This window comes from candidate division KSB1 bacterium, assembly GCA_022566355.1.
Taxonomy (GTDB): domain Bacteria; phylum Zhuqueibacterota; class JdFR-76; order JdFR-76; family DREG01; genus JADFJB01.
Genome location: JADFJB010000018.1, coordinates 1 through 24,573, shown reverse-complemented (window position 1 = coordinate 24,573; position 24,573 = coordinate 1). Strand labels below are relative to the sequence as shown.

At 39.6% G+C, this 24,573-nt stretch carries 25 protein-coding genes; 15 read left to right on the top strand and 10 right to left on the bottom strand.

Going from position 1 to position 24,573, the window contains the following annotated elements; translation table 11 throughout:
* Positions 1-391: 391 nt before the first annotated feature.
* Entirely contained in the window at positions 392-1,564 is a 1,173-nt protein-coding gene (locus IIC38_05280) for an ATP-binding protein (GenBank protein MCH8125357.1), read from the top strand.
* A gap of 61 nt (positions 1,565-1,625) precedes the next feature.
* Here the strand turns inward: IIC38_05280 and mazF are convergent, their stop codons facing one another.
* From mazF to IIC38_05255, 5 genes are all read right to left on the bottom strand, one after another.
* Positions 1,626-1,973 (bottom strand): endoribonuclease MazF, encoded by a 348-nt coding sequence (gene mazF, locus IIC38_05275; protein ID MCH8125356.1) that lies wholly within the window; start codon positions 1,971-1,973, stop codon positions 1,626-1,628.
* On the bottom strand, positions 1,967-2,209 hold the full coding sequence (locus tag IIC38_05270; protein MCH8125355.1) for an AbrB/MazE/SpoVT family DNA-binding domain-containing protein: 243 nt from the start codon (positions 2,207-2,209) through the stop codon (positions 1,967-1,969). The genes mazF and IIC38_05270 overlap by 7 nt, the downstream gene beginning before the upstream one ends.
* A gap of 203 nt (positions 2,210-2,412) precedes the next feature.
* Entirely contained in the window at positions 2,413-2,556 is a 144-nt protein-coding gene (locus IIC38_05265) for a hypothetical protein (GenBank protein ID MCH8125354.1), read from the bottom strand.
* 77 nt (positions 2,557-2,633) lie between these two features.
* Positions 2,634-2,939 carry a hypothetical protein gene (locus IIC38_05260; protein ID MCH8125353.1) on the bottom strand — a complete coding sequence of 102 codons (306 nt, stop codon included), beginning with the start codon at positions 2,937-2,939 and terminating at the stop codon, positions 2,634-2,636.
* A 202-nt stretch (positions 2,940-3,141) separates the two neighbouring features.
* The gene (locus IIC38_05255) at positions 3,142-3,504 is read right to left on the bottom strand and encodes a tRNA-binding protein (GenBank protein MCH8125352.1); all 363 of its coding nucleotides are present in this window, start codon (positions 3,502-3,504) and stop codon (positions 3,142-3,144) included.
* Between the two features lie 244 nt (positions 3,505-3,748).
* On the opposite strand from IIC38_05255, the gene IIC38_05250 reads away from it, so the two are divergent.
* Together IIC38_05250 and IIC38_05245 are read left to right on the top strand one after the other, a co-directional pair.
* On the top strand, positions 3,749-5,305 hold the full coding sequence (locus IIC38_05250) for a DUF547 domain-containing protein (protein MCH8125351.1): 1,557 nt from the start codon (positions 3,749-3,751) through the stop codon (positions 5,303-5,305).
* A 45-nt stretch (positions 5,306-5,350) separates the two neighbouring features.
* Entirely contained in the window at positions 5,351-6,601 is a 1,251-nt protein-coding gene (locus IIC38_05245; GenBank protein MCH8125350.1) for a hypothetical protein, read from the top strand.
* Between the two features lie 204 nt (positions 6,602-6,805).
* On the opposite strand, the gene IIC38_05240 is transcribed toward IIC38_05245, so the two are convergent.
* Complete coding sequence (locus IIC38_05240) at positions 6,806-7,162, bottom strand: hypothetical protein (protein ID MCH8125349.1); 357 nt, start codon at positions 7,160-7,162, stop codon at positions 6,806-6,808.
* 347 nt (positions 7,163-7,509) lie between these two features.
* On the opposite strand from IIC38_05240, the gene IIC38_05235 reads away from it, so the two are divergent.
* From IIC38_05235 to IIC38_05205, 7 genes are all read left to right on the top strand, one after another.
* On the top strand, positions 7,510-8,328 hold the full coding sequence (locus IIC38_05235) for a GNAT family N-acetyltransferase (GenBank protein ID MCH8125348.1): 819 nt from the start codon (positions 7,510-7,512) through the stop codon (positions 8,326-8,328).
* A 10-nt stretch (positions 8,329-8,338) separates the two neighbouring features.
* Complete coding sequence (gene menC, locus IIC38_05230) at positions 8,339-9,466, top strand: o-succinylbenzoate synthase (protein MCH8125347.1); 1,128 nt, start codon at positions 8,339-8,341, stop codon at positions 9,464-9,466.
* A 265-nt stretch (positions 9,467-9,731) separates the two neighbouring features.
* Positions 9,732-11,123, top strand: coding sequence for a Na+/H+ antiporter NhaC family protein (locus IIC38_05225; GenBank protein MCH8125346.1), 1,392 nt, complete (start codon positions 9,732-9,734; stop codon positions 11,121-11,123).
* Between the two features lie 457 nt (positions 11,124-11,580).
* Positions 11,581-11,928 carry a hypothetical protein gene (locus tag IIC38_05220; protein MCH8125345.1) on the top strand — a complete coding sequence of 116 codons (348 nt, stop codon included), beginning with the start codon at positions 11,581-11,583 and terminating at the stop codon, positions 11,926-11,928.
* Between the two features lie 204 nt (positions 11,929-12,132).
* On the top strand, positions 12,133-13,344 hold the full coding sequence (gene alr / locus IIC38_05215) for an alanine racemase (GenBank protein MCH8125344.1): 1,212 nt from the start codon (positions 12,133-12,135) through the stop codon (positions 13,342-13,344).
* Between the two features lie 107 nt (positions 13,345-13,451).
* Positions 13,452-14,213 (top strand): antibiotic biosynthesis monooxygenase, encoded by a 762-nt coding sequence (locus tag IIC38_05210; GenBank protein ID MCH8125343.1) that lies wholly within the window; start codon positions 13,452-13,454, stop codon positions 14,211-14,213.
* A gap of 43 nt (positions 14,214-14,256) precedes the next feature.
* Positions 14,257-15,009, top strand: coding sequence for a glycosyltransferase (locus tag IIC38_05205; protein ID MCH8125342.1), 753 nt, complete (start codon positions 14,257-14,259; stop codon positions 15,007-15,009).
* A 511-nt stretch (positions 15,010-15,520) separates the two neighbouring features.
* On the opposite strand, the gene IIC38_05200 is transcribed toward IIC38_05205, so the two are convergent.
* The 4 genes from IIC38_05200 to IIC38_05185 form a co-directional block, all read right to left on the bottom strand.
* On the bottom strand, positions 15,521-17,089 hold the full coding sequence (locus IIC38_05200; protein ID MCH8125341.1) for a TIGR03663 family protein: 1,569 nt from the start codon (positions 17,087-17,089) through the stop codon (positions 15,521-15,523).
* A complete protein-coding gene (locus IIC38_05195) occupies positions 17,086-17,646 on the bottom strand; it encodes a hypothetical protein (protein ID MCH8125340.1) in 561 nt (186 codons plus the stop codon). Before IIC38_05195 ends, IIC38_05200 begins: the two co-directional genes overlap by 4 nt.
* Positions 17,647-17,881: 235 nt before the next feature.
* On the bottom strand, positions 17,882-18,256 hold the full coding sequence (locus tag IIC38_05190; protein ID MCH8125339.1) for a hypothetical protein: 375 nt from the start codon (positions 18,254-18,256) through the stop codon (positions 17,882-17,884).
* Between the two features lie 171 nt (positions 18,257-18,427).
* Positions 18,428-20,230, bottom strand: coding sequence for a hypothetical protein (locus IIC38_05185; protein ID MCH8125338.1), 1,803 nt, complete (start codon positions 20,228-20,230; stop codon positions 18,428-18,430).
* A 577-nt stretch (positions 20,231-20,807) separates the two neighbouring features.
* Between IIC38_05185 and IIC38_05180 the strand changes: the two genes are divergently transcribed.
* The 5 genes from IIC38_05180 to IIC38_05160 form a co-directional block, all read left to right on the top strand.
* Positions 20,808-21,083: a hypothetical protein gene (locus IIC38_05180; GenBank protein ID MCH8125337.1), complete on the top strand. Its 276-nt coding sequence runs from the start codon at positions 20,808-20,810 to the stop codon at positions 21,081-21,083.
* 1 nt (position 21,084) lies between these two features.
* Complete coding sequence (locus tag IIC38_05175) at positions 21,085-22,089, top strand: T9SS type A sorting domain-containing protein (protein ID MCH8125336.1); 1,005 nt, start codon at positions 21,085-21,087, stop codon at positions 22,087-22,089.
* A gap of 70 nt (positions 22,090-22,159) precedes the next feature.
* Positions 22,160-23,629, top strand: a complete 1,470-nt coding sequence (locus tag IIC38_05170) for a hypothetical protein (protein ID MCH8125335.1) — start codon at positions 22,160-22,162, stop codon at positions 23,627-23,629.
* 210 nt (positions 23,630-23,839) lie between these two features.
* Positions 23,840-24,247, top strand: coding sequence for a hypothetical protein (locus tag IIC38_05165; GenBank protein ID MCH8125334.1), 408 nt, complete (start codon positions 23,840-23,842; stop codon positions 24,245-24,247).
* Positions 24,248-24,313: 66 nt separating this feature from the next.
* On the top strand, positions 24,314-24,573 hold a 260-nt coding region (locus IIC38_05160), incomplete at its 3' end, for a hypothetical protein (GenBank protein MCH8125333.1).

The following is a 24,573-nucleotide window of genomic DNA, read 5'->3' as shown; positions in this document are numbered from 1 at the left end:
TTCATACTTATTTATCAAAAAAAATAAGACAGGATCAACAGGATTTACAAGATTTAGCAAAAAATATAGAAATTTATCGTGGATTACAAACGGGAAACAAATGTCTGTCATTCTCAGACTGAAAAAGTGGTCTTAATTCCCCTGGATCTCTTTTTGAATTTCCTGGACTGGCCCAATAATTTATCAGCAAATTCGGATTATTATTTTTTCAAAAAGTTAATTAGGATTTGTACTTTGTACAAGTTCATCTTATCTGAATTAATCGTATATTTTTGCCAACAAGCAAAAATAATCGCTACTATTTTTGCTTATGAGCAAATATTTCTTGTTTAATTAATAATTATTTATTATTATGCTGACGTAAAGTGATAACAAAATTATAGCTCAAGGCATGCTAATAAATAGAACTATCACAAAAAATATTCAACTTGATCTTTCTGAAAAAATGGTTTTCATTGGTGGCGCAAGACAAATAGGTAAAACCACGCTGGCAACGAAATTAATAGCGCCACTTTTCCGTGAATTTTCCTACTATAACTGGGATGCCAGAAATGATCGAAGGAAAATACTTCATTCGGAATTTCCCGGGTCGGCCGAGCTTCTTATATTTGATGAAATCCATAAATATCCAAAATGGAAAAACTGGCTTAAGGGCGAATATGATATTCATAAAGATCGCTACAAGTTTTTAGTCACCGGCAGTGCGCGTCTGAACATTTATCGAAAGGGAGGGGATTCATTACTGGGTAGATACCATTATTATACCCTGCATCCTTTAAGTTTAGCGGAGATATTAAACATAAAAAACGAGTTAAAAACGTTCGAAGAATTACCGATTTCCAGCTCAAATCATGTTAATGATCTTGAATTATTAGAGCGCTTTGGTGGTTTCCCGGAAATTTTTTTAAAACAAAATGATCGGGCTCTGCGCAGATGGCACAATGAAAAAATAGAACGATTATTTCGTGAAGACATTCGGGACCTGGAATCTGTCAGGGATATCGGAAATATGCAATTGTTAAGTGATATTCTGCCTTCTAAGGTAAGTTCCTTACTATCTGTAAACGCGATTCGGGAAGATTTGGAAGTAAGTCATCGGGCAGTTACGAACTGGCTTTCAATTCTTGATCAATTTTACTATCACTTTCGAATCTATCCTTACCATAAAAAAAGTATAAGGTCATTAAAAAAAGACTCCAAGTTGTACATGTTCGACTGGTCTGAAGTTCCGGATGATGCCGCACGATTTGAAAACTTAATCGCTTCACATCTGTTAAAATTCACACAATATTTGAAAGAATATGAAGGGTATGGTGCCGCACTCTATTATCTCAGAAATGTTGATAAAAAAGAAGTCGATTTTATCGTCACTATCGATGATACTCCTTGGTTTTGTGTTGAGGTAAAGTTAAATGATACCAAACCCTCCCCCTCTTTGTTTTATTTTAAGGAAAGATTGAATATCCCGTTTGCTTACCAGGTCATCAAAAAATCCAATATTGATGTTTTTAAACAGGACATCAGAGTTATCTCGGCTGATCGCTTTTTGATAAGCCTCATATAAGTCCGATAAAATATGTGCATGAGAAAGGCAACCCATTATCTTTGTTTCTTTCTATTCCTGGCTAGGTGCCAATCAATGTATTTAACTTTTTTAAAGTTTCTAAAAGTGTATTCTTAGGTAGTTTACCTATAAATGAGAGTTGTCTTACTTTCCAATCCATATTTTTTACTTGATCAGAAAGAATAACGCCTGTGATATCAAAACCTGACGGAATACTTACTTCAAAAGGATAACCTTTAATTTTACTTGTTACCGGACAGAGAATGGCTAATCCAACTTTTTTATTGTAAGGTTTTGGGGAAATGACTACTGCAGGCCGTCTACCAGCTTGTTCATGTCCAGCTTGAGGATTAAAATCAATCCAGACTAAATCGCCTCTATCTGGAATATAATTTATTTCTGTCACCAAATTTCCTTTCCAACAGCATCTCCCGAATCAATTTCTTCATGGATATTTTCATTTGTTATTTCATCTAATAATTGAGCAAGAGAATATTTTTCTTGGGATAATGGTGTTACTATTAGTTTACCATCGGATATTGATAAGTCAACAACCGAACCTTTATCGATATTGGTCTCTTTGGCAAAGGATTTTGGTATTCGAATCGCTAAACTGTTTCCCCATTTTTGAACTTGAATTTGCATAATAACCTCAATTGTTTATACAATGAAGATACAATACTAAAATTTAATTGCAAGATATTTTTCATCTTGGTCAACTATCTCAATTGTATAGAATCGCATTCATACAACCGTAAATATTTGCCTATAAGCAAATATTATCGCTACTATTTTTGCTTATAAGTAAAAATTCATCGAAATGGATTATCATATATACATTGTTCTCACTAATTTTCTTTTGTATATCCATTCCAATTGCCATCGATGGTGAAATTCCATTCTTCCGGTGGCGTTTCTAATTTGAAAAACTCAATGTTTTCTGTTTTAAAGAGTGGTTCAATATTCTTGGGTCTGGGGATATTTCTAAGCATAAACAGGTAGTTGTTTGATTCGCTTCTTTTCGCTTATATGCGCCCAGAATTTTTCTTATTTTTAGTAGCGAAACGGCTTAACTCAGAAAACGATAAGACCCGATTATCTCCAGCTCCACAGCAACAGGCGGCTCCTCGCATCGATCTTTTATGCCTGCCTGAAATTCCTTGAACGCCGCTGTCTGGGCGAGTGGGTTTTGACCATCGGCTGTTTCGATGGAGGCAATGTGTACGAAGCTCACACCATCCTGCAAATGAAAGGATGCGTATCTCAGCCCATCCGGACTATTTTGCTCAAGCTCAACAAATACCCTTTTTATATATTCTGTGTTCTCCTCCGCCTTATCAGCTTTTACTTTGTATCGAACCATTACTTGTTTCATGGTTTGCTTCCTCCACATTTATTGATTAATTAATTTAGATAATTCATAAATTTTCACCGCGAAGACGCAAAGGTCGCTAAGAAATAATTACTGTAATTAAAATTTTTCGGTCTAGTCATGTACCGATAAACTTTATAAATTGTATCTTGCAACTTTGCGATCTTAGCGCCTTTGCGGTTTATAATTATCCAGATAAAATACCTTAGCCCAATCTTGTTCCATTTGGTACTTGCTCCTCCGGAATTGCCAGAACCGGTCTAATGCCATCAGGGTAGCCAATATCAAACAACATGCCTTCCGAAACTTCACCCATCATTTTCCTCGGGACTAGATTCACGATAAACAATGCCTGCTTACCTTCGATCTCGCGCGGATCATCTCTTTCCTGTTTCATACCGGCTAAGATGCTTCTTTTGTGATCGCCAAAATCAACGATGAGCTTTACAAGTTTATCCGAGCCTTTCACATCTTCAACTTCTTCAATGGTTCCAACGCGAACATCCATTTTATTAAGATCGTCAATGGAGATTAACGGCTTTATGGGCGCCACTTCGATTGTTTTCATTATTCATTTCCCTGTTTTTATTGCAACCACATTTGACAGGCTTAACAGGATTTGAGTTCAGTTAGACAATTTGTTGAATTTTCAATCGAGAGATACCCAGTTATTTAGCTGGGATAGGTGGTAAACTTTACATGTTGATTTGATAATTTGGAAATATTGTTTTTATTTACATATAATGTGTCACCGACACAAGCCCTTAATTGTAATTAAGTCTTTTCATTGATACAATTAAAAAGCAGATACGATGACCCTTTATTTTAAATCTATTTCAATTATTGTTACAATACTCACTCTATTCCTTTATCCATTTAAGACTTCCGCCCAGGAATCTTCATTTTTTAAAGCCACAGATCAGTTCCTTAAAAAATATGTGTATAATGGTTTGGTGAATTACCAGGCGATAAAAAAGCAGCCACAAGAAATTCAACAATTAGTCAACAGTCTACAAAATTTCGATCTCGAATCACTTCCCCCTGGAAATACTCAGAAAGCCTTTTGGATTAATGTATATAACCTGCTGGTAATCCAAGGTGTTGTTTCCAATTACCCGATCCATTCACCACAGGATGTAGACGGATTTTTTGATCGCCAAAGATTTCTTGTAGCTGGTGAAAACCTGACTTTGAATGACATCGAGAATAACAAAATTCGAGCCGTTTACCAGGATGCCAGAATACATTTTGTTTTGGTGTGTGCTGCAATCGGATGTCCCTCAATCATAAGTAACGCCTATTTGCCAAATATACTTGATTCCCAATTAGAAGAACGATCGCGGGTAACTCTCAATTCGGACTTGCATGTTCGAGTTGACCACTCTAATGGTTTGGTTAATCTTTCAGAATTATTCAAGTGGTATGAAGAGGATTTTAAAAGTGACGGCAAAAAAACAACCCAATTTATCAACCCGTTTAAAGAGGGGAAAATCCCTGAAAATTATGAGATCAGATATATACCCTATGATTGGCGATTAAACGATTTTATAAATGTGGATTCTGCTACTGCGTCTTCAAAGCAAGATAATCTGCAATCTTTTACACCCTCGACATTATTGCGGCCAGGAAATTTTGAGATCAAAGTTTTTAATAATCTTTACACACAAACCGCATTTTTCAATAACGATGGAGATAAAATTGATGCAGGTTTACGCTCTACTTTTTTTACTGGAATTACCACTTTTTATTATGGTTTGAAACCTAACGTGAACCTTGGTTTTGATATTTTCTTCAAATCCGTAGAAAATGACAAACCAAACAGTTCACCATTCTCTGTGTTTAAATTTAGATCAGGTCCCAATACCAGGACAACCATTGCTTCAATCGCACCCAAAATAAAGATTTCGCCTTTTAAGCAATTTAGAAATCTAGCTATACAGACGACAATTGTAATTCCAATAGCATCTGACCTGGAAGGAAGTAATAATAGCAGTCCTTATGTGGATTATGATGACCTGCAATGGTGGACACAATTGTTTTATGATGTAAACTTAAATGAAAATTTTCTCCTTTATTTTGAAAGCGGGGCTTTTCTGCGATTTGACAAAGACAATATTTCCTTACAATCTCCGGTGAAAGCCTTTCTGAACTACTATCCATCAAGTAAAACAACAATCTATTTTCTTACTGAATATGGGCCTAGTTGGAGTGGTGGTTCAATTTCCAGCTATTATTCTCAAACTGGTATTGGAGCAAAATATCAACTGAGATCAAACTTTGAAGTGGAGGGATTATATACCTTATTTCCGTTCGGAAAAAATGGAGGAGCAGGGCAAACATATAATATTGGTTTTCTATGGATTCGCTGAGAAACCCTGCAATGATTATCGCTGCTAAATCAATTGTGTAAAATCATGCTTAAATATCTTTTGTATTGTTTGATAACCGTAATTCCGGCTTTTGCCCAGGATAACGTTGTTTCTATAGATATTATCGGATTGAAAAAGACGAAGGCATCTTTTGTCCGGTCTTTTATCGATACCCGGGAAGGAACAAAGCTAGATTCAGCCCAGGTTAAACAAGATGCTCAAAACCTCCGGAATCTGCAGTTGTTTTCTGATGTCGACTATCGAATAATCCGGCAAGAAAGTGGTGTCCGACTCCAATTCCACTGTAAGGAGATTACATCTATCATACCCATTAGTAATTTTGGCAGCATCGAAAGCAGCTTCTGGTTTCAACTCGGTGCGGTTGATTACAACTGGCTGGGTCGGGGTAATACCCTGGGAGGTTACTATCGTTATTATGACCGCAACTCTTTTGAAACTTATTTGAAAAGCCCGTACCTGTTCGGTCCAAAATGGGGACTTTCGGCCTACTTCAACCTGCTGGCAACTACAGAACCAGCCTATTTCTCAAGTGGAACAACTTATTATAATACTGATCGCTGGACAGCCATAATTCTTGGCCGCCATTCTTTTTCTCGCAAATTTGTTTTACAAGCAGGGGGTGGTTACCTGGTTGAAAAGTACATCAAAAACACTCAGCGTAATGAGCCAAGTTCACCCGGACCAGTACGAGCAGAATTCAAAAAATATTTAGCGAAGATAGCCTTTTCCATCAATCACATTAATTATTATTATCATTATCTTTCAGGATTCCTCAGCGAGTTCAATGTAGAGACCATCAAAACCCACGGTGAATCCAAGTTATTTTGGAAAGTAGAAAATATTCTACGTTATTACAATCGAGTCGGATCAAAAGGTAATGCCGCAATTCGTCTGAGGACAGGCATAGCAGAAAACACGGAGACCCCTTTTGTACCATTTGTCCTGGACAGTTACCAGACGGTTCGAGGTGCTGGTAACCGAGTAGCTCGCGGCACAGCGGAAATCACTCTCAATTTTGAATACCGCCATACCTTTCTGGAACAAAATTGGGGCGCTGTTCAGGGCGTGGGTTTTTCAGATTTATCAGCCTGGCGCAAGGGAGGTGAGTCTCTATCGAGCTTGTTCAAAAAGAGCAGTACGGTTTCCTTTGTTGGGTTTGGAGCGAGGCTTTACATTAAGAGATTTAATCATTTGATCCTGCGGGCTGATTTTGGCATAAGCGTTACGGAATCTAACCAGAATGGAGTGGTTATTGGGCTGGGACAGTATTTTTAGAAGATAACGATAATGAATAAATCTCTAACCTTTTGTAGGCAGCTCCGCAAAGGTTACTCAGCCAGGGTGGAATTTTCGCTTCTATCCGGATTTATTAAAGCTCTTCGCCCATAAAGCCGCTAATGAGCACAAAATAAAATATCGGCTCTTCGATGAAATATCGATCATTAACTTTAAGGGCAAACAGCATTTTGTAACTTAAACCTAAGTGCTGGCTTGTTCTTTTAATTTCTTTTGTGTATCTGCAAATTGTTTGCCGAGCTTATATACGGTTTTTGTGCCTCCACCTATTATGAGTCCGGTCAGCAACATGTCAACTATCGCTGCATCTGCAACGGCATTTCCGGTCGGGTTTATAAAATCCTTGCCCAAGCCGCTCTCAATCGCTTTCATCTCAAAGCCAAAAGCCAGAAAAATACCAACAGCGGTGGAGATCCAGGGTCGTAACTCGAAACGCTCAAACAGATGGCTACCTTTACCATCCAAACCCTTTCCTAAATATTTCTGATACAATTTCGTATCAAATATTTGCTCCAGCGCCACTGTCAAAACTGCAGCCACAAAAGCCAATATAATTATGATTAACGAACCAAGATTTACTTTTATTATGACTTTTAATTGTGTTAGCGACTAGCCATGTATATTATTAATAAACACAAAGAAAAATAATAATGGTCAATTCGAACACAATACAAAATAGTCTTGGAAAAGTCCTTTTATTCGGTCATGTTTATTTTGGACCAAACCGAATAGGAGCTTTTGGTAAAGGGAGGTGCCATGTTATTCAGTACCCCTTTTTTTATGAGCAAATGTTAGAATACAATCATTGACAATTTGAACTTCAATGGTTATACTGGAAATGATTTAGGTATTGTGCAATCCCAATAAAGATCGATACATTATTTTCCATGCGAAGTAAAATTACAATACGACAGTTAGAGGACCACCGGGAGTTTCTGGCATGTGAGACCCTTGAGAAGGATACATGGGGCCAAAGTTTTGCGGAATGTGTTCCTCCTTCAATTTTAATGGTCAGTCAGAAAATTGGCGGTGTGACTGCCGGTGCATTTAACGAAAAAGGTGAATTGATCGGGTTTGTTTACGGCTTGACCGGACTGATGGATGGAAAACCGGTTCATTGGTCACATATGTTGGCTGTTCAACCGGAATATCGGGATGAAAATTTGGGAGCTCGTCTAAAAAGATACCAGGCAGATACCGTTAAAAAACTCGGTATTGAGACAATGTATTGGACCTTCGACCCGCTTGTTAGTAAAAATGCACATCTAAATTTGAATAAACTAGGAGTGGAAATTGACAAATATGTTCCGGATATGTACATCGATGGCAATGAAAGCGATCTCCATCGTGGAATTGGTATGGACCGGTTTATTGTACGATGGGATCTCAACAAGAGACGGGATACAGAACAATCTTCTAAATCCATTGAACCTGAAGGTAATAAATCCATTGTTGTGAACACAAAAATTAATGAAGAAACAAAACTCATTCTTGTTGAACCCATTTTTGTGGAGGAGGAATTTGTCCGTATCGAAATCCCTTTGGATATCAATGAGATACAAAAACAATCTTTAGAACTGGCCGGACAATGGCGGAGCAATACCAGGCAATCATTTCTCCATTATCTTGATAAAAATTATGAACTTACTGGTTTTTATAGAGATAAAACAGATCGTTGTTATTACATATTAAATAAACTTTATTAAAGGGCGCAAAATGCTGCAAATAAACAAAATTATTTTTCGTGAAATTCAATTGCCTTTGAAAGAGCCGTTTCAGATATCTTCCGGAACGATGTCTATTCGGCGATTTCTTCTTCTTGAATTGATTGATCAAAACGGGATCACGGGCTGGAGTGAATGCGTCGCTGATGAACTACCCAACTACACTCCTGAAACCATCGATACTTGCTGGTTGGCCATCAAAGAATGGATAGCCCCACGTATACTGGGAAAAAACTTCAATCATCCAAACGAAATCCACAAAGTGGTCGATGCGGATATTCGCGGTCATGATATGGCAAAAGCGGGAATCGAGATGGGCGCTTGGGAACTCACTGCGCAAATCCAGGGAGTTCCATTATCCAAATTAATCGGTGGTACACGGGATCGAATTGCCACCGGAATTTCATTGGGAATTCAGGATAGCCCAAAAATATTGGCAGACAAAACACAAAGTTGTTTGGCTGAAGGGTATAATAAAATCAAAATAAAAATTAAACCAGGCAAAGATATTAAGTTTTTATCAGCTGTGCGGGAAGCCCTGGGAATGGCGGCAAAAATTATGGCAGATGCCAACAACGCTTATACACTGGCTGACATAGACATTTTGAAACAACTAGACCAATTCGGTTTAATGATGATCGAGCAACCCCTGGCATGGGATGATATCATTAGACATGCAACATTACAGCAGCAACTCAAAACACCGATTTGCCTGGATGAATCCATCACCAATCTTGAAAAGGCCGAAGACATGGTTGCACTCGGCAGCGGCAAAATCATCAATATCAAACCGGGTAGAGTTGGAGGTTTTACATCCTCTATCGCAATCCATGATTTCTGCCAGGAAAACAATATCCCCGTATGGTGCGGTGGCATGCTCGAAAGTGGAATCGGGCGGGCACATAATGTAGCACTGGCATCTTTACCGAATTTTGTTTTACCTGGGGACGTTTCGCCAAGCAGTCGTTACTGGCAACAAGATATTGTTAAACCGGAATGGACTATGGATGAGAACGGAATGGTAACTGTGCCGCTGGATAAACCTGGCATGGGGGTTGAGGTAAATATGGATCGCGTTGATAACCTGACTGTTCGCAGTGAGACGTTGCATGTGAGCTGAAATTATTGTAATTCGTTTTATAATAGAAAATTTGTCAAATTAGAAATTGATTTTTATTTTGCAAAAATTTATCGCACAAAAACCAATATGGGGGTAAAGAATCAGTCCTATGTCCTTGCTAAAGTCCAAGGCGTATTGGGATGGGATAGCTGAAAAATCTAATCAAGCTGAAAAATACCTTGCTAATAGTATGACATATAAGTAAAATACGTCTTGATCTTAATATATTAGCCAAAATATTGTTATGAAATAAGGATTCTGATAAATGACAAATAACTCCAACCGAATCGAATTTCGTGGCGGACCGATTTTAAGTATTGTCCCTTTAGTTATATTCATCGTTTTTACGGTAACCCTGGTCATTTATGGCTCTCCCGCAGTTGAAGGAATGATCATCGCTTGTATGGTCGGCATTTCTGCCGGGATGTTATTGGCGAAAGATGTGGCCCATTACAGCGAGCGTATTTTTTCGCTTATGGCGAACAGAGTAGCGACAGTTGCCGTTGTGTGCTGGTTGTGGGCTGGCGCATTTTCCGGCATTCTCGCAGATTCCGGGTTGGTCGAAGCGATGGTGTGGATTGGCTGGAAGCTACATTTAACCGGTTCTTTTTTTACACTCGCTGTTTTTATATCTGCTTCTTTGTTTGCTACTTCGGTTGGTACAGGTTTGGGAACGATCGTTGGATTTACCGCCGTCCTGTATCCCGCCGGTATAGTTTTGGGGGGAAATCCTGCTGCATTGATGGGCGCTATCTTTAGTGGCGCTGCGCTGGGGGATAACCTGGCGCCGATCTCAGATACAACCATCATATCTGCAGCCACACAGGAAACTGATGTGGGTGGTGTGGTTCGATCGAGGCTTAAATATGTGTTGATCGCCGCCGGCATTTCATCGCTGCTTTTCCTGGTATTTGGCGGCGGTCAGTCGAATATTGCTGCTGCTGAAGCAGAGAAACTACTTGCGGAAACTGCCGATCCTACCGGTCTGCCCATGTTGATTCCAGCTGTTATTGTTTTTGTTGTTGCGGTCAGTGGTCGTCATTTCTTGGCTGCGTTAACCGCCGGTATTGTAGCAGCAATTGTAGTAGGACCTATTACCGGTGTATTTCCAATCGATCGTGTTTTCCATCTTACCGGTGAGGGCTCGATTGCTGGCACTGCAGTTAGCGGCGCTATGTCTTTGCTACCTACTGCAATTCTGACATTATTATTGGTGACCATTATCGGAATTATGGAAGCGGGTGGTTTTTTAGAAATTCTTTTAAATTGGCTTAAACGAGAGATTGCTAAAACAATACGCGGTACGGAATTAGCCATTGTTGCATTGATTTCTTTTATGAATATTTGTGTTTCGGTTAATACAGTTGCAATGATAACTGCTGGTCCTTTAGCGAACTCCTTAAGAAAATTGCATAACATCCATCCCCATCGTAGCGCAAATCTTTTGGACACCATTTCCTGTTCCTTTCCATATGTGTTGCCTTATTCGGCTACTATCGTTGCTGCTGCAGCAATCCAGCGTGAAATTTCCGACCGGTATGCCTTCGTTGAAGTATTGGATTGGACCCAGGAGGCTATTTTCTTTTTCTATGGTTTGGTTTTATTTCCCTTAATGATTATTGCTGCAATAACTGGATTTGGTAGGAAATCCGGGTAATCATTTGTTGGAATAAAAACTGTTATTCCTTTTTTAATAATTAACTCACCGCTTAATCGAATTATTTGCGGAATATCTTCTATCGAAACTACGCCTCAAACCGACTAGACTTTTTTTTTGAAGAGTATGTGATTCATTCAGTAAAAAGCTATGACACCAATCAATGCCCGATTATTTCGTCCAGCTTATTTCGCTTTGAATCCAGAGAATCAAGAAGATATCCCGAATCCATTACTGAAAGCATTCAAAAAAGTAGATAAGCAAATTGAGAGCGGTGTTAATGGTATAAAATGTCTCTTAATCATACGAAAATGGAATAGAACTTAAAGGATCGAGTAAACGTCTCATTCATATGTATTTTTGATTATTTTTGAATAAAAAAGGATCACTAGTTTTTCAACTTGTATTCTTTAAATTTTATTATTAAATTAAAAAATAAGATACCGATTAAAGAAAAATGAAAGCACAAGGACACAATCTCTCCACAATTACCGAACATGCAAAGAACCTGACTCAAATCCGAAAGGTGGATTTAAAATATGGAGACTGGTTATTTGTAAAAACCAAAAATTCAACTTACTCAATACAGGTGGACGTTGACGGACACTATTTGGTCAGCGGGGGTTGGTTCGATCGCAATGGATTGTCTCCGCTTAGAACTACAATAAACGGATGCACCTGGGGCGGAAGCATCATAAAGCTAGATATCGTAGCAGCGCGCGGATTGTGTCTGGAATTTGGTAATCATGTCGTTACCACCCCGATTAAAAAAGTTTGGATAATTCCCCGAGTGTGCAATAATTAACCAACTTCAATAATACCTAAGGTGGCATTTCACTGCTACCTTTTTTAAAAACCATTAATTTTAATTCTTCTTGCAATTTTCTTGATTTGTCGCTATTTTGCGTCAGTGTCTTTTTCAAAACTGCCCTATTCTGCAATAGAAAAAATCATCTGATAATCATGGTTTTGAATTATCCAGGTTAATAGAATTTTGGGAGTACTGAAAATGTCTAATTTTAATCGAAGGAACTTTTTTCAATTATCAGGCGCCGCTGCTGCCGGTTTAGCAGTTTCGGGATACGAAGCCGTAGCCTCTATTCCTACAAACCAGCCAAAAAATCCAACCGATCCCTGGCTGGAAATCGATTTAAAAAACATGGGCTGGAATTTAAATCAAATCAGGAAGAAGGTAAACAATCGACCAGTGATGGCGGTTATCAAAGCGAATGCCTATGGTCATGGTTTGGTGAAAGTAGGAAAATACCTGGAAAGCCAAAGCGTTGCTTTTTTGGCAGTCGGCAAATTTCAAGAAGCTTTGTCACTGCGAGAGAACGAAGTTAAAACACCTATATTAAATTTTGGTTCTTTTTCAAATCATGAAGCTGAAGAGATGGTTCGAAACAACATTTCACAATCCATTTATACGGATGATTTTAAATTACTTTCCGCGGCTGCTAGAAAGCAGAATAAAACCGCAAAAGTACACATCAAGATGGATACAGGGTTAGGTCGAATCGGCGTTCCGTATTACAAAGCTTTACACTTTATTGAGAAAGTCGCAGTTTCGGATGGCATCAAGATCGAAGGAATTTTTACGCCTCTCACCGAGGATGAAGAATTTGATAAAGCCCAATTACAACGATTTTTGGAAGTGTGCGAATCCGCAAAAAAGAAGGGGATTCCCCTCGGTCTGCGTCACATGGCCAGCAGCGCCGGGGTAATCTCTTCACCCGAAACTTATCTCGATATGGTCCGCCCGGGCATCGCCATCTATGGCCAGTATCCCTCAACACGAGAGTATAAAGCACGTAATATCGACCTTCGCCCTGTTATGACTTTAAAAACCAGGGTCATGTATGTCAAAACACTTCGACCCGGAGATTCCGTTTCATACCATAAAGCCTTTCTTGCAATAGAAGATACACCGGTAGCCACTCTTTCGATTGGTTATTCCGATGGTTATCCAAACCAGGCAGCTGGTAAGGCAGAAGTGTTGCTCCATGGAAAACGTTGGCCATCTGTGGCATTGGTTACTTCAAATCACATGACCATCAACATCTCGGGTTCAAAGGATATTAAAATTGGGGATGAGGTTGTTCTATTTGGCAAACAAGGTGACAATAAAATTGCTGCCGAAGAACTGGCGGCCTGGGCGGGAACCTCTGTTTACAAAATTTTAATTTGGATGAATCCATTATTGCCGAGGGAATTCCTTTAGGTTGCCATTTTGTGACACTGGTAATGCCGAATGATTGTTGTTTAATTGATAACGCGTCCACTAAACAAATGAGATCACTAAACCTTTAAAGGAAGGAGGGCAAAACCATGTTTATGCGTATCCTTCAAGTAAGAGTAAATCTCAGTACTTTGGCTCAGTTTCGTGATTTTTATCATGACACGATTATACCTGAACTACAAAAGCTGCCCGGTTGTCTCTTTGCAGGTCTAAATCAAAGTGGACGAAATCCGGAGGAATTTATTTCATTGACATTTTGGGAATCTCAGAAATATTCTGAAAACTATGAAAAAAGCGGAGTGTATGAAGACCTGGTTGAAATAGTCAGACCCTATTTAGCAGAAGCTGTCGAGTGGAAAATTCATCTGTCCGAAAACCTGGAACTGGAATACAAACCCGTTCCGGAAGAACCCATTGTAAAGCAATTTAATGTGACCACTCAAACAGAAGCGGTTCCCCCGTTGAAAGAGGATAATGCCCGCATGTATGTTCGAATCGTATCGCTACAAATTGAAAGCGGGAAAACTAACGAATTCAAAATCCTGTATAACGAAGAAATTCTCCCTGTTTTAAAATTAACCCATGGATGTCTATATGCCTATTTAACGGAAAACCTTCAGAGTAAGAGAGAATACATATCGGTTACTGTGTGGGATAGTAAGGAAGATGCGGACAGATATGAGCAAAGCGGTCGCTTTCAGGAATTGGTGGATCGTGTTAAACACACGTTTTCCAAATTATATCAATGGAAAATGGTGCTGGAAACAGATTTTAGCAAAAGTGTACAGACCAACGATGATTTGACTGTAAAACATTTTAATATGATTGCAGGAAAAAATTTTATAAAGTGAGAATTAACCTACAGAGGGAGTATGATTTCATATAGAAAAACCTATGGATTTATCAATCATCATTCCTGCATTTAATGAAAACAAAAAAATTACTAACGACATCCAAGCTGTAGAAAAATTCTTGATAGAAAACCGTATTTCCGGAGAAATTATCATCGTGGATGATGGAAGTACTGATGAAACATCCCAAACGGCACGAAAGGTTACTACCTCTGAGGTGGTGGTTACAAAAGTCATTCGCAATGAGAATCATAGGGGTAAAGGCTTTGCAGTGCGAAGTGGTATAGTCTCATCGAGTGGCAATTACGTCATGTTCGCCGATAGTGGTAACTGCATACCTTTTGAGTTTGCATTGACCGGGTTGCAATGGCTCAAAGATGACATTTGTGATATTGCACATGGATCGAGAAAACTTCCTGAAAGCAGGGTTGCAAAACCATGGGTTTGGTACAGGAAAATCTATTCAATTGTTTTTCGAAGGATTTTAATCCTTTTCCTTAAAATTCCCCAATGGTTATCAGATACGCAATGTGGTTTTAAACTGTATCGTGGAGATGTGGCGAGACAGTTGTTTAAAGAATGCAAAAGTAATGGTTTTATGTTTGATGTAGAAATAATTTTACGGGCAATCCAATCAGAATTCCGAATCAAAGAATTTAATGTTCAATGGACCAGCGATGCGGATAGTCGATTGTCTTTACTGAAAAATGCTTTTCCCATTTTGTTAGAGCTACTTTCTATTAAGCGCATGGCAAGCAGGGGGTTTAAGCAGGATGGTGAAGGAAAATCATACTAAAATGATAATTCCAAATAGGCGGCGGAGTTCAACCAGGCGTTGCACATCGACCCTACGCTTAATCGTTAGACACCATTATTGATAAAATTGACATACTACTAGGACGAAATACCACCAACCTATAAAACATACTATCGTTATTATTAACAATACACGTGGCTTCGAAAGGACAAACAAGTTAGTTTGTTTATTTTTGTGTTTTGTTAATAATGTAGCCCGGCGATATATGGATGCGATAAACGCTGCGATTATCAAAGGATGAAGAATAAGCAAATCGATTCTTATTGGAACGGTTGCGAGCACTTCGGGTCGCAAATAATAAGATTCATACCCTATGTATATGGGTAATGATATGAATGGGATAAATAATTCCCATCGGATTTTGCTTTTAAAAATTCGCGAGGGAATTAAGGTTGCAATTTGAAGACCTATGAGCACAAAAAATGTTATTGCAACGACTGATTCCATATTTTATCCTTTATTTTTTTGTCTAACTTATCATTCACTCGCCTTACTTACTCTGTTGATATCTCATCCACAAATCGTTCACTACGTATCCACGCAATTCTATTTGCGGCCGCAATTCCATGGTTGAATCAAAAAGAGGAACGTAAAGGTTACGTTGACCTGGAGGGGGGAGCAGGTAAAGTTTTTCCAGGAGTTTTTCCTCAACAACTGGCGAAGCCAAAATAATGGGAGCAGAAGGGAATTGTTCATCGATTTCATTCCACCAACCCACATTAGATAAAGATCTTAAATACCAGGGTAAAGGCCAATAATCATCATTCGGAGCGATAACCTGAATGGTTGTTTCTAATCCATCAGGGTATAAATTTGCAATTTCAATAACTCTGTCGGAAATTGCCAAAATATCTTTGGTAGGATGAGCATACACGTAAGGATTTGTTGGCTCGGCATAATATTTAAAATTTGCCAGGTAACTTTGCCAGGCTAAGTGAGCACAACAGACAATTAGAATTGAGTAAACAATCCATTTTTGAGTCTTAGTCACTACTTTCAAAATTTCAGCTGTTCCTATTGCCGCTAACAAAATCATACCTTGGTAGAATCCCAATAGATTCCAAGGCGTTTTATAAGGGATAATAGAATAAAAACCTGTTAAGATGATTGTGTAAAAAGCCAGGAAGCGCAACAGGTTATTGTTTGGTATTTTCTTCCCTTTAACAAAAATTGTTATCAATCCCCAAATTGCTAAAATCAAAACGAATGCTTCTGACCATACCGGTCCATTCCCATATTTTGAGAATAGCAGCATTTTGAGATAATAGTACCAGGGATGAAAATGGATGCCGCTTTCTGCCCCGCGAGCAACATAAGATTTATAAGTCAACATTGAATCAAGAATACCAGTCGGATTTGTGAAAAAGGAAGAGTAAAAAAGTCCCGAAGTAAATACAAAAATCAACGATAATGTTAAAACATGCCATGGATGGATTTTTTTTAATGTTTTCAAATTCAATCTATGATCATTTAAAAGCATGAGTAAAATGGCTAACAACATGGCGCCTAATTGAAGTACGAATGTCTCTTTGGTTGCATGCATAAGCCCAAGAAAAACACCCAGAAAAATTGCCCAAATAAGTCTTTTACTTTTCCAATATCGAAATCCACAAGCGATCGCTCCGAAGGTGAAGCAAACCAGCAACATTTCCTGGATGTAATACCGGCTGTAAAAACTCATGGCAGGAGAAATTGCAGAGAAGAGCGCTGCGAACAGGATTACAGGGCGGCTGAATCCATCTAAAAAAAACAGCAGCATAACAATTAGACAGACTCCGAAGAATACTGCTACAATTCGAAGAGTAGTTTCAGAGACATCAGTTAAAGTTTGCTGTGAAAGAAACCAGGCCGGAATTAAGGTGAAATAGTTGAGCGTCGGCCCATGGTATTCTAAAGGATCATAATTATAAACGCCCTTTTCAAGAAGTTCGCCAAATTTGATCGCATGAACCGCTTCGTCGCCATGCATGGGTCGAATGTGTAATTGCGGCAAACGAAAACAAAGTGCAATACCAATTATTATCAGGAAAAGAAGCTTAAAATTTAGGATAGATTTCATTTGGCAGGCATGCCATAAACTTCCACTTCAATGTAGTGATTCATGTCATTTGCATTGCTGCCATTACTATATAACCGGACATATCGTGCCTGGTTGCCTTTCGCATCTACCAACCTGCCTTCGGAAGTTTCGACATAATTTTTATCCTTACCCAGACCCATGCCGGAAGAATTATCATGATCATTGTTGTATAAGGTCGTTACGTTGGCGATAAAATCCGGATCATTGGAAACCTGGACGATGATATCATAATATACCCGAGGCTGTTTGTGGTAATGCCAAAACAAGATCGCATAAATATCATGTACTACTTCAAGATCGATAGTGATGTACTGCAAAAAGGGTCCAAACTCGACAAAGCTCCCATCTGTTGCCTCTCGATCACCATCATTGATCATCTCCGCTTCACCAATAATGGGCTCAGGATCGCTGCTCTGAATAATCTTCCCCATCGCAACATTTTGAGTGCCCTGGGGTGCGTAAAATGGCGGCCTGGGTTTTCCCAATGGCTTTTCAAGGTTTGGCACCCGTAGGTTTTGCGGTGTTCCTATGAACATGGGTCTGGGAAGTTTGATAGCTAATGCGATCAGTTTTGTGCTGTCTTTTGCAGCGTCTTTCTTTTGGATTCCTATTTCTTGTTTTTGGCTATTGGTTTGTGTATAGCCTGGAATGGACAGACTGATAGAAAGAATGAAGATGAGAAACGCCGAATTCATTAGTTTCAGTTTAACTGAGTATATTCTCTTTAAAAAACACATGCCTGACCTCTAATTAAAAATTAACAAATTCTTATTAATTGAAGGTAGATTTTAACAATGTAAAATATAAAAACAGAATGGCAGCGATAACCAGAAATAAAGAACTAACACGATGAACATTAGAAAGAAAATATTGGGCTTCAGTGCCAAAAAATGGCTGCATACTCAAAACGATTGACAAGACAACAGGAAGAGCCAGGACTGCTAAGGCCCAAAACAGAATTTTAAGAAAAATTGTATTATCCTTGCTTTCAACAAACTGGAAAACATGCGCCCATTGAAAAACCAATATTGCTAAACCTATTGCAAAAATCGGGGCAAAACTTAAATGGATTAGAAGCCCCAAACCCGTGAGATGTTGACCTGAAAATATCACCGCATTGGCTCCGGTAATCATTAAAACAATCATACTCAAAATCGTAATTTTGAATATCCATTTTTGTCTAATGCAGAATTGAACCGACATCGTAAATTTGCTCAAGTTTGATTTCTTTCTGACAAAACCAAAATGGAAAAGTAAAATCAACACTGTAAAGGAAAGTCCAACTATCCACAATATCTGTATCATCTGCAATTCACTTTACTTAAAGAAACGATCCAACACTCTAAACCCATAAACGAATAAAACAACAGCAAAAATGACGCAGGTTGCGATCAGGAGTACTTTCAACCATAGCCGGAATTTAAACGAAAAATTAAACAGGCGAATCATTGCAATATCTTTATTTTGAAAATCGGCCATCCTTTTTACAGCAGCGAAATCTGAGGCTGCAACGGCTGCAAAGTAAAATGGTGATTCTGAAGAATGACAATCACCGCAACCTCTTACACCTAAAGATAAACCCGCTGGTCTAACATCATGGGCAAACGGCCAGGAGTACGGTTGCGCAGCTTCGTGTTCTTCTGCAGTTACCGTATCTTCGATCACTTCATATAGAACACCTTCGGTGATATAAACCGCCTTTTCTTCCTCGTTTAAACTGGTTTGAATTCTCTCCAGCGCCTGCTGAATTTGGCTTGTTGTGATTGATTTCCAACCGCCCGGGTATTTCCTGGCTTCGGTATTGGGTACTTTCAAAATTCTTGATACTAACCTTTGTGCCTGGTCAAGTGGTAATGGACTGACCACGCCATCCTTCTTTATGCCCCAAAACGCCGGCCAGAACATCCGGTGCGGCATTATGACGCCGTCATCCTGTTCCACAAATATAGGTTCGACTATTCTTGGCGGATCGTCCAAGCTACGATGATCGTCAGCGAGGCCGAGACTGTGAGCCATAGCGGTTTGAATACGGCCTGCCTGTTCTTTCGGCCAGGAACCGCTATGGCAAGCAGTGCAGGATAATTTCTCGAAGTGGATAGTCGGCATTCCCTTATGTTGGGCAACAGGTGCGCCGAGACGGCCACCAAAAAGTTGAGAGTGTTCCAGCTCCTTATTTCCGATATGACAAGAGCGGCAGGTTAGTGTTTCCAAAACTGGATTACCACTGTGTTTACTTTCGCCTTCGTATCCCCTCGTGACCCTATGGTCTAAACCATGTCGATGACAATCACTGCAATTCATACCGGCACGCAAGTGGATATCATCGTCTCTCTGGAACTGCGTCTGTGATTGTTCATCCGACTGGTTGATAGTGTGGCAGAAATAACATCGCTGGTCAAGCGGATAACGGGTGATATCAAAAAATGCCTGGCTTTCGCCTTCAAATTTTGTGGCATTGTAGCGAGTGGTTGGCGGCTCTGCATCCAGGCTGAATTCCGGAAATTCGGGATCGAAATCTTTGGGCAGGCTTTTGGTGTCGCCCAGGATCGTCGCAAGTCCGGCTGCAGCGGAAGGCGCCCAATTGAAGTTCTCCTTCTCAATTTGTTTGGACCATTCATAGGCATTGTAGCTAGGATCGGCGCTGTGGCAAATCAGGCAGTCGATTTCAAGCTTACCGGTAATATGCCACCGTTGATTATTTCTTATACTTTCGTCTGTGGTTACTGGAATTTTTGGAATTCCACCCGGTAAATGCCTGCCAAATTTTTTAGTGAATTGCCACGCATCGATTCCCACATCCTCTGGTCGATAAGTCCCGGGCCAAATTCGATAGGATAGCGGCAGTTGGGTACGAAGGTTTGCATCCATCCAGATCCAGGGTTCGCCTTTTCGGCCGGGATTCGTTTCCGGGTCGAGCGCATTAAAATGCCAGCCCTTGCTTATTTCATCGATGTTATGGCATTTACCGCATGTGACCGCCGGGGAATACGGCCGCGCATAAAACTGGTCCGTTTGATCGATACGATCACCGAATTTATCGTAAAGTGTGATCTTATGAACATAGAGTGTACGGCTGTCGGTTCGGAGTTCCTGGGAGATGGCAGGGATTGTTTGTACCAATAAAACGAAACAAAGCCATAAATAGATAAGAGCCTTTTTCATAAACCATAATATACAGATCATTTGGAAACTTGGCAATAGCGCTGGTGAGTTAAAGGAATGTTTTAATTATTAACCTATTTACACTTTCTCAGGATCAAACAATTCAAAATGTAAATTCCATTAAAGCTTTAAAGCAAAAAGTCAATATTTGAATATAAATATGTTCATTTAAGGGGTGTACATGTTCTGAGTACCTAATATTTTGGGGGTCGTTTTCTGTGGGGTGTGTGGGATTTACTTTTCAAGTAGTATCAATTTTTTTAACTAACATTTATGCAAGGTGGCGAATAGAATTAGATTTATTTAACAAAGGAGTAGTCTAATTATTTTGCTGGTAGATCGAGAATCTTTTATTTATTGCAAGCAGAAACCGCTCTTTTTAAAAAATCTTGTTACTTTTTCTACGTTAGTTACGGCTTAATAATTTGAAGTGCTGAAATCACAGCGGTCGACAACTTTTATTTAAACAACAGTTGTTATCACAAACCACCACTTTAAATATAACATTTATGATCATTTAGATAAGGAGAAACCTATGAACCGTTTAACATTCATTTGTAAACTGGTAGCCGGTTTTGTTTTTTGCCTGTTCACTGCTAATTTCGCCCAGGAAATAGCACCAGATAATCACTCCAAAATTGGCGGGCTGAAACTGAGTGAACAAAGCTATGGTTACTTCGGTACTTCGCGCCATGTGAATAAAGACTCAAAATTCACCACTTATGTCAATTATGACGCTCGCTTTGCGCTCTGGATTGGCGCGGTTACCCCTTTCGGGAGAAATCCGTGTCACCAGCGGCGACGGCAATGAAATGACCCACCGGCCGGAATGGACCCGGCAACGAAACTCATTTACAATACAAGAGCAAACCTCTTTTCCGGCGGTGAATAAAATAACTTCAACATCCTTCGGAGACGGGACTGCCTTCGATAAACACACACCATTAGGATTTCGGGTGGTGCAAAATGTATACGAATTCAAGAATTCCCGCTTCGGATTGCTGCATTATGAAATCTCCCTGGCGGAAAATGCCGAGCCCCTGGAAGGCGTCTATGTCGGATTTTGGGCGGACATCGATGCGCCGGATTATCCGGACCGCAGCTCACCGGCTAACGACAAGGTCGGCAAAGTTTTCAACGATAAAGCCGCTTTTATTTTTGATGGCGAAACAGAAGCCACAGAGATCCCTTTACTGGGCGCCATGATTTTAGGGATCGAAGCGCCTATGGTTTCTTATTGGAAAGCCGGCGACGATCCCAATGATGACGAGCAGCGTTATGCCTACCTGCAGGGCAACACGCCCGGCACAACCGGAACAGGCGATTACCGCATCCTGTTGAGTTACGGACCGTTCCCGCTTGTTGCCGGCGAAACGATCCAGCTGTCCGTGGTTATTGTGCAGGCGCCGGAACTGGCGGATTTTGAAGACAATCTTTCCGATGCGGCGGAATTCCACGGCGAAGAATTGGGATTCGCAGCGCTTAAAAAACGAGCCGCATCTCTTTTCCCGACCCGAACTTCGGACAACGTTTTACCCCGGGATTTTGCACTTCATGCCAATTTCCCGAATCCGTTTAACCCCAACACGCAAATTCAGTTTGATCTTAAAGAAGCGGTCGATGTCAACCTGGCGATTTATAACGGCAATGGCCAATTGGTGCGAACCCTGGTGAATGGTTTTTTTGCAGCCGGCGCTTATACCACAACATGGGAAGGGCTGGATAACCATGGCCGGCAGCTTCCCAGTGGCGTCTACTTTTATAAAATGTCGGCGGGCGTCTTTCAAGCACAGCGTAAGCTTTTGCTGTTGAAGTAAGAAAAGCAAGTGCGAAAGATGATGAAAACAGAAACACAAATTGACTTCTAATTTCCAAGAGGAGAAACCCATGAAAAGAATTTTAATTGCCTTAAGCCTGATATTAATTATTATTGTACCCATAGAACAAGATGCACAAGAACCCGGCGGCGGCATGACCTACAGCGCTTATTTCGATGTAGAGGATCAAGCAGGCGCTGGTGTAGGCGGCGTGCAGTTGAAACTGGAAGTGACCACCTGGTATGGCGATGAATTGGATCCCGACTATTATTATGACGAAATTACCGGCACAACCGACGCCAATGGTTATGCCTACCTGGAAATTTATATCCCCGCCGAGTTTCTTGAAGGCTTGGATTATATGCATGCAACAGAGATCGATCCGGATTATTCCGTACTCTCCATAGAAAACACTTGGACCCATTCCTGGCAGACCATTTGGCCGGAGTTTGAGGTTCTTTATTATTTGGATGATTTGGATAACGATTTAGTAGATGATGATTTGGAATTGCAACTAGCTGAAAAGTTTAAACCGATATTGCATAAACATTCTTATGATCTTCAAGCTGGCTTACAAAATTTCGATAATCTTTTAGCTGATGGTTCTTTTACATTAAAAGTATATAATGACATTGGCCAGGAACTTCATTCAGAACAGATTATTGGAGGTCAAAACTCTCTACATAAATGGAGTTTATGGCATTGGGATACATATGGTGCTGGCAGCCAATCAAATGAAGTTTATAACCTAGATTTAATAGACAGTAAAAGATACTCTAGCGCACCGACTGGACAAAAACCTGTTTATTATCATGTTTATAAAGATGCAACCTACCACTATGTTCAGTATTGGTACTATATGGGAATGAATGATATTACTGAACAAGCAACTGGTTGGCATGAAAGCGATTGGGAACACGTCTCGATTAGATTAACACAAAATGGAGGTGTTTTCGCAGCGGATAAGGTTAATTTCTATCGCCATGAGGGGGGAAATACTGTATCAGCTTCTTCGTGCTGGTGGAGCGGAAGTAATACCTTAACTTATTCCGGCATACAACAAGGATACGATGAAAACCATACCAATCTTCATATTTGGATCGCAGCTAATGGGCATGCTTCCTATAATCGCTACAGTACACTGTATAAATCAGAATTTTCAATAAATCCACTCGGACCGTTACAAACATATAAAGACCGGCTAGATTATGATCCTTCCGGTTATGATTTATATTTCCCATACGATATTTTGATAAAACTCGGTGAAGTAAGTAAACAAAGTTTGGTTGAATGCCCTGACTCGGGTTATTCTTTAGAATTTCATAGTTATCCTCTGGGTTCCGGTAGCAAGCACTGGCTCGCATATAGAGGTCGAACAGGGTGGTTTAGTCATACCGGATCACCCTTTATGCCAGCGAAAGAATCCGCTAATCCGTCACACGAATGGACATTTTTCACTGATTCACCAAATTTTGGAAACATATTCTTTTTATTTGAGGTGGTTATATTTTGGATACTCGATGACGCAGTCGGTGATTAAATATTCCTTTGATGGAAAGTGTAAGCTGAAATATAAAAATAACTACACTTTTTTCTGGCAATTTTTAAAAAGAAATTAAGGGCCAATTGAGGTAATTTCAGATTAGAATAATAATAATTATTGATCAATACACCTATTTGAAAGACGCGCAGGATTTGAGCATATTGTGAATAACATCATTTTTTTTATTCTAAATTCTTGTTTGGAATCATGACTATAAAATCAAAAGTAATTGACTGTACTAGCCTGAAATACATTTATACAATACTTATTTTTTGTATTATCATAACCTCTAACGTTAATTGTTCATACATCAAATTTATAGATTCTATTGCCACCCCGAAAATTCCAGAATTAACAAAAGGTGATTCTATCACTATTTTATTTGTAGATCAAACTAGATTGGATTGCTTCTTTTTTAGCAGAGATGACAAAGTAATTTTAGTAAGTTATTCAGAAAATAATGTGTCCATTCAAAAATCGGTTAATCTTGAATCAATCTTAAAAATTAAAAAGTTAAAAAAACGTCCTAACATGATTATGACAATTGCAGTGGGCCTAGCTGCCTTATCTCTTTTTGTCTGGGCAGGCTATAATTGGGGTCTTGGCAACCTTTGAGCAAAGTAAAATTCCGAATCTAATCCATAGGTAACATTCTATAATTATTCGTAGTCGAAATACTGGATGACCACCTGGTATGGCGATGAATTGGATCCCGACTATTACTATGACGAAATTACCGGCACAACCGACGCCAATGGTTATGCCTACCTGGAATTTTATATCCCCGCCGAGTTTCTTGAAGGCTTGGAATATATGTATGCAAGAATGATCGACCCAGATTATTCCGTACTCTCCATAGAAAACACTTGGACACATTCCTGGCAGACCATTTGGACGGAGTTTGTGGTTGTAACCGATTTGGACGGAAATGGCGTATATGA